This window comes from Ilyomonas limi, from assembly GCF_005233845.1.
Lineage (GTDB): Bacteria > Bacteroidota > Bacteroidia > Chitinophagales > Chitinophagaceae > Ilyomonas > Ilyomonas limi.
Genome location: NZ_SZQL01000033.1, coordinates 24,728 through 30,727, shown reverse-complemented (window position 1 = coordinate 30,727; position 6,000 = coordinate 24,728). Strand labels below are relative to the sequence as shown.

Here is a 6,000-nt window from a genome sequence, read left to right as displayed (position 1 = left end):
GCTACAACCTTTAAAATCAACCGCTTATCATACCGTGAAAGGCGGTTAGGACGAACACTAAATTGTTCAACTTCTTTAGACATATACACCTGATTTTGCGTATAGCCATTTCAGGACAAGACACGTTGTTTAGCTATTCAGGGAGGAGCAAAATAGAGGTTATAAACTTCGAAAAAAATACGACGAAGTTTTGAAAACTTTGCCGAGTGGGAAACTTAGCTAAGTGGCTATACCGAGCTATTGGAATATATACTACTGTCTAAAAATCCCTCGTACCTTAAAATAACTAATACTTCAAAACGGACATAAATAGTTAAATTCATATATTTACTCAACCAATCCAATCTGAACCTTACTAATATGCCAAAATGATTACTGTTGAAGACCTACTTTCTTTAGGATATTTTTGTGAAGAACTACCTCCACCGTTTAATTCAAAATTATTAGGCAGCAATTATTTGTCATTGAAAAGTTATGTAAAATCAATTTCTAAAAAAGAGAGCATATTGGATACGTTATCCGTTAATTATTTAGTATAATACTCCCTGTTTTTGGGACAGGTGAATAAGATAGAGATTTGTGAACATTAAACCTGTCAGGATGAGTAAAACAAGCCGCAGAAAATTCACCGCTGAATTTAAAGTAAAGTTTGCATGGGAGCCATTAAAGAGCAGCAGACCATAGAAGCACTGGCGAAGAAATATGAAGTGCATCCTACGCAAATCAACACGTGGAAAAAGCGGCTTTATGTACCTGTGTGCTATTATTGATGTACACACCCGCTATGTGGTGGGCTGGGGTATCAGCAACACGATGACGGCAGAATGGTGTACCGAAATAATAAAAGATGCCATAGCCATTCATAGTAAACCCGACATCATCAACAGTGACCAGGGAAGCCAGTTTACCAGTGAAACATATACTGAATTGCTAAAGCAAAATGAAATACAAATCAGCATGGATGGCAAAGGCAGGGCTATTGACAACCTTTTTATTGAATGCTTATGGCGCACGGTAAAGTACGAGCATATTTACCTGCATGTGTATGAAGATGGCTTGTCGCTGTTTAAAGGATTGCAACAATATTTTTCATTTTACAACGGTGAAAGGAGACACCAGTTACGGAATTATGAAACACACGTAACTTTGTACATCAGGGCAGTCTGATAGTTGCCCGTAAAAAGAAAAAAGCTTTGATAGCTTTTGTTCTTTTTACTACCGACTCTCTCTTAATTGAGCAGATACCCTGTCCGAATCTTGGGGAGTACCTAAATTTCTTTGCGCTGCTCTAATCTCATATAAATATAATTTTTCTGCCATTTATTACAATTTTCGCCCACAATTCTTGTAGCAACAATATATATATATGCTTTATTAATGAGCTAGCGAATAAATAAGGAATATAAATATACTGAACAAGTATGCCATGATTTAATGAATCAATTTGAATTTCCCTTAAATTTATTCCACGATTAGTGCCCCTCTTTGCGTAGTCTCCCGATTTACATGAACACACTTACTTAATTTATTGTAAGTAGTGTTGAAGAATTAACTATACCACCTGAAAAGTTCAAGAGGAGCAATGATTATCCACTATTATACAATAATGCCAAAATAAAACATGCTTAAATGAAACCACTTGCTTTAAATCTATTGCTGGCTCTTCTTTTACAACATACTTATAGTTATTGTCAAAACATAAGTGAAGATTCAAACAGTCACTATCATCAATTGGAACAACAATACAAAATATTAAAGGATTCATCTGCACTTCTACATCCTTTTGTACCGGCTGTTTCTTCGGTAATGCTGCGTAATGCGCAAATAGAAATCAATCTATTTAATTCGTTATTATCTGCAACTAAGTACAGAGATGAAAATGGAGATTTAAAAAATATTGAAGCAAGGCAGACGTATCTTTTTAACACCCTTCAGCTTACCTATGGTTTATCAAAGAAATCAAATTTAAATATTGGAGTTGACATAAATTATGCTACCGGGAGGATTGATGAAGATGAAAACAGTTCAATCTTTAAAATATTTAATTCCGGTGTTGCAGGAAATAGCCGGTATGCAACTGGGATAACCTCTATTGTACCAAGGGTTAGATGGCGCCCGATAAGAAGGAATTATAATTTTATCATACAAAACGGGGTAAGCATTCCAAAGTCTTTACCGTTGGAAAAGCAAACTATTTTAGGATGGAACCAAGTTTACCTTTTTTCACAGTTTTTTTACAACCAGCCACTTAATAAAACACTTTTTTTGTTTTCGCAATTGAATGTGCAATATGGTTTTAAGACAGATAAAACAACTGCCATATTTTACACGCCGGTAGCAGTTTATTTAGCATATCTTATTCCTAAGAAAACGGTACTTTTTGCTTTGACAGATTATATTCCCATATTTTCCAATGGCAATACCAGTTATACTTTTCAACTCGGTGGCGGAGCGCAATATCAAATCTCGAAACAGCTTTTAGCTAATATCTATTGTACAAAAGATGTAATGGGCAAAAGCTATCCCGATTTTAGTAGTTATACCATTAGTTTGCGATATACTACCAAATAAATTATTCCTCGCAGGTCAAGTCAGGTTGATCGTTTCGTCTATCATATATGCAAGTATCTATCGTTCCGGTTTTTGATGATATTAATACCATTTTTAATACACATGGATTGCTGAATTTTGATGAAAACTGGCCAGCTAATGTATCATTGGTAGAATGGTTGATAATTTCTATAAAGTTGAGATCATTATAATTTTTTGTTGCATCAAAATGGTATTCAAACGTGCCGGTAATGCTAAAATCCTGATTGCCGGTTGTATCTGAATTAAGCTCAACAAAATTGCCACCTGCATGCTCGTCTCCACCTGTTCTGGAAAATAAACCACAACTCCATTGATTGGATATGGATGGAACATAATTTATTGGTGGAAGCGTGATAATGGCAAAATTAAGCGGAGCAGCACCCCCAACCGGCGGGCCCTGAACTTGAAAATTGATTGTTTTTTTACCCTTTAAAGTGGTTACTTCAATAGTAGCAGGACCTGCAGGTAAACCCGTTGGAACATTTGCTGTAATCACCTTTTGAATATTGGTATAAATAGTGGCATTTTTTCCGTTAAAGGTTAACTTAACGGTGCCTGAAAGATTATCTCCATAAATCAAAACAGGATAATCGGTATAGTTTGCAGAGGGTATCACCTGGGTTAATGTTGGAGGTAATGAATCTGTTTGTTCCGGTGTTTCAAACACCTCAAATTCAATTTCATTGGATGTTCCCCCGCTGTTATGTACTTTTATTTTATTTATTCCGGGTACAGCGCCGGTTGGTACTACAGTAGTTATAGAGGTACTGGTATTCTGAACAATTGTTGTTGCCACAACATCATTAAAAGTTACTTTATCAACGTCTTCAAGATTAGTACCCTTAATGCTTACCGGAGCTCCTACAATTCCCTCAACGGGGTCTATAGTACTAAGTACAGGTGGATCAGGCTTGGGCTGTACTTTTCCGGATTTCTTACATTGAAGACCAGCAAATAAAAATATACAGAACAGTATAGCCAGTAAGCTATTTTGTATGTGGGGTTTCATAGCACTTTATTTTATGAATTTCAAAATAGTTTATGAGGGTCCTTTATATTACTCATCCAGCCAGTTTGGTAATCACCACCTGCGCCCTGTTGTCCAATTCCTCCAGCCGGCGTTCCAGTTGCAGGTCAGAAGATTCTATTTCCCGGAGAATAGCTTCTTTAAAAGCCTTTTTTGGTCCCTTGAAATTTCCTCTGTTATAATCATTAATGTCCCTGATTTTTAGATTAAGCGTAAATATGTTGGCACTGTGCAATTCGCCCAGAGCATATTTGAAAAAGTCTCTCACTTCGCTCGACTTAGACTCGCTGTTCCATAAATCATCCACCATCTTTTCGTAACCACTATGCTTGTTATTGATGTCTTCATATGCAGCGCTATAACTGTTAACCGCACCAGTTAATACCTGTAATGCCTCGTTGTCGTCAAAAGCATGTCTTGCAATAAATTTGAAAGCATCTTTTAAATCTTTTGCTTCGTTGATATAGTTATTAATTGCAGATGTTAATACAGGATAAAATTGTTCTCTTTTATTAGCTAAATCAATCTGGTCTTTCAAATCTTCCAGCTTTATATTACTCATTACCTGTATTTCATTACGAAACTCCGTTAGTGCCGCTTCAATTCCATCTTGTTTAACGCCTAACTTTGATAAGCTGCTTTTTATCTCGTTATTGCTTTTTGCCAGTGCCTGCGTAAGAATTGTCTTTGGCGAATCGCCAACTATAAAATCTACTACTTCATTGGTGTCTTTTGGAACACTTATTTTACCGCCAATCGGATAAACGATTTCCCAATTACTATTTACTAAATCCAACGTTACCGATGCCGCTTTGTTACTGATAGCTATTGCAAATTCACCATCCGTACCGGTAACACCAGAGCCCTGATCTACCAAGCGCACTCCTATGTCTTTTAAAAGTTTTTGATTACCATCTAAAAGCACAAGTCTTCCTTTAAATCTTCTGTCTTGCTGACTTAACGAAGAAGTAACTGTAAATAACAAAACAGGTATTGCTAAAAACCTGAACAGAATATTTATCATAAATGATTAAAATTGATAAGTTATTCTATCTTTAAATTAATCGGTGTATTTGCTGAAAGTGTAACATCTTCATTAAATTTTCTAACGCCATTTATCACAAGTTCCAGGTTCGCTTTTGTTCCGGATGGCAATGGAACATTCAACGAAAAATCACCATTTTCATCGGAATAACAGGTAGCCAGCCCACTTTGAAAATTGACGAATACACCTTTTACTTTTGAGCCTTTTTCGTCAATGATAGAGCCTCTTACAAATGTGTTGATGGATTCCTTCCTTTTAACCACTTTAAGGTTCACATAATCAATGCTTTTAGAAATAGTAATTGCATTTGAGTCTGCCAGCTTATAATCCCGTAAGGCAAGTGTCAATCCTACGCTCTTGTTGTTGTAAACCTCAGGTATATCAGAAAATCTTACTTCTCCATCATGAATATCCTGCTTCTCTGTGTTTTTACCAATATACAAAGTAACAGAACCTTCATTTAACGATTGAAGCACTTCGTTATTTTCATCAATAATGTGCAGCTTTAAATCAAACTGCGCTGGTTTGTTGAAGTTAGGCATTATAAACCCGCCACCAACCACGAGCGCAAATATTACAATCGGACCAGTCAGGTTCAATTCGCCATATGGCATTGATGTACCCGATTTAAAAGAAGCATACGATTTCATAGCCCCGGCAAGAAATGCTGCAGAACTAAATCCCAGTGGTATAAGTATAATGTAATAGATATTACCCGTAATACCTAAATCATCCAACTGCTTACTAAAAAAGATAAAGGCGACTGCAGATAAAAAAGATACTAAAAAAGCAATGCCGCTAATCCATATCCAGTTTAACCTGTTTTTTAAGTTGGAATGTTTGTTGGTATCGGGTTCCATCATAGCAGTGTAAATACGTGGTAAGAATTATAAAAACAACACTACAGACTAAAACATAAAATTATATTATGTTTTCACACACAATTTAAGAAAAAATCAGAATAGCTTATGCAATTAGTTCATACAAATTTAATTAAATAATTTTATACCTTACGTTCTCTCCCCGTTCTTCAAGGTATTAGCGCAGCGCACCTCGAAGTATAAGATAAAGGAGTTCTCCCGAACTGCTCTTTTTATGTGACAGCGATGCATTCTTTTCACTATCACATACAGCTATAGTCTCCCCTAAGCTACATCCCCCCTTCCTCCTGAAATAAACTTTAAAACACCCCTCCTCACCTTAAACCTTGCTTAAGCTTGCATTACAAACTTTTTATATTCAAAATAGCTGCTATTTTCACATCGTTTAGGTAAACAAATCAAGAGATTATAAAGACTATTAAGATGATCAGCAGTTATTTTACGCTATTATCCCT

Annotated in this window: 5 protein-coding genes; 2 read left to right on the top strand and 3 right to left on the bottom strand. The window is 36.0% G+C overall.

Features of this window, described 5'->3' with window-relative positions:
* The first annotated feature begins 702 nt into the window (after positions 1 to 702).
* A complete protein-coding gene (locus tag FC093_RS22520; RefSeq protein WP_137264076.1) occupies positions 703 to 1,167 on the top strand; it encodes a DDE-type integrase/transposase/recombinase in 465 nt (154 codons plus the stop codon).
* Between the two features lie 462 nt (positions 1,168 to 1,629).
* Complete coding sequence (locus tag FC093_RS22515) at positions 1,630 to 2,571, top strand: hypothetical protein (protein ID WP_137264075.1); 942 nt, start codon at positions 1,630 to 1,632, stop codon at positions 2,569 to 2,571.
* A 1-nt stretch (position 2,572) separates the two neighbouring features.
* Here the strand turns inward: FC093_RS22515 and FC093_RS22510 are convergent, their stop codons facing one another.
* From FC093_RS22510 to FC093_RS22500, 3 genes are read right to left on the bottom strand one after another with little or no spacing between them, the layout of a single operon-like run.
* Positions 2,573 to 3,601 carry a hypothetical protein gene (locus tag FC093_RS22510; protein ID WP_137264074.1) on the bottom strand — a complete coding sequence of 343 codons (1,029 nt, stop codon included), beginning with the start codon at positions 3,599 to 3,601 and terminating at the stop codon, positions 2,573 to 2,575.
* Positions 3,602 to 3,653: 52 nt separating this feature from the next.
* Positions 3,654 to 4,643: a hypothetical protein gene (locus tag FC093_RS22505; protein WP_137264073.1), complete on the bottom strand. Its 990-nt coding sequence runs from the start codon at positions 4,641 to 4,643 to the stop codon at positions 3,654 to 3,656.
* Between the two features lie 20 nt (positions 4,644 to 4,663).
* Positions 4,664 to 5,527, bottom strand: coding sequence for a hypothetical protein (locus FC093_RS22500; protein ID WP_137264072.1), 864 nt, complete (start codon positions 5,525 to 5,527; stop codon positions 4,664 to 4,666).
* Positions 5,528 to 6,000: the final 473 nt, after the last annotated feature.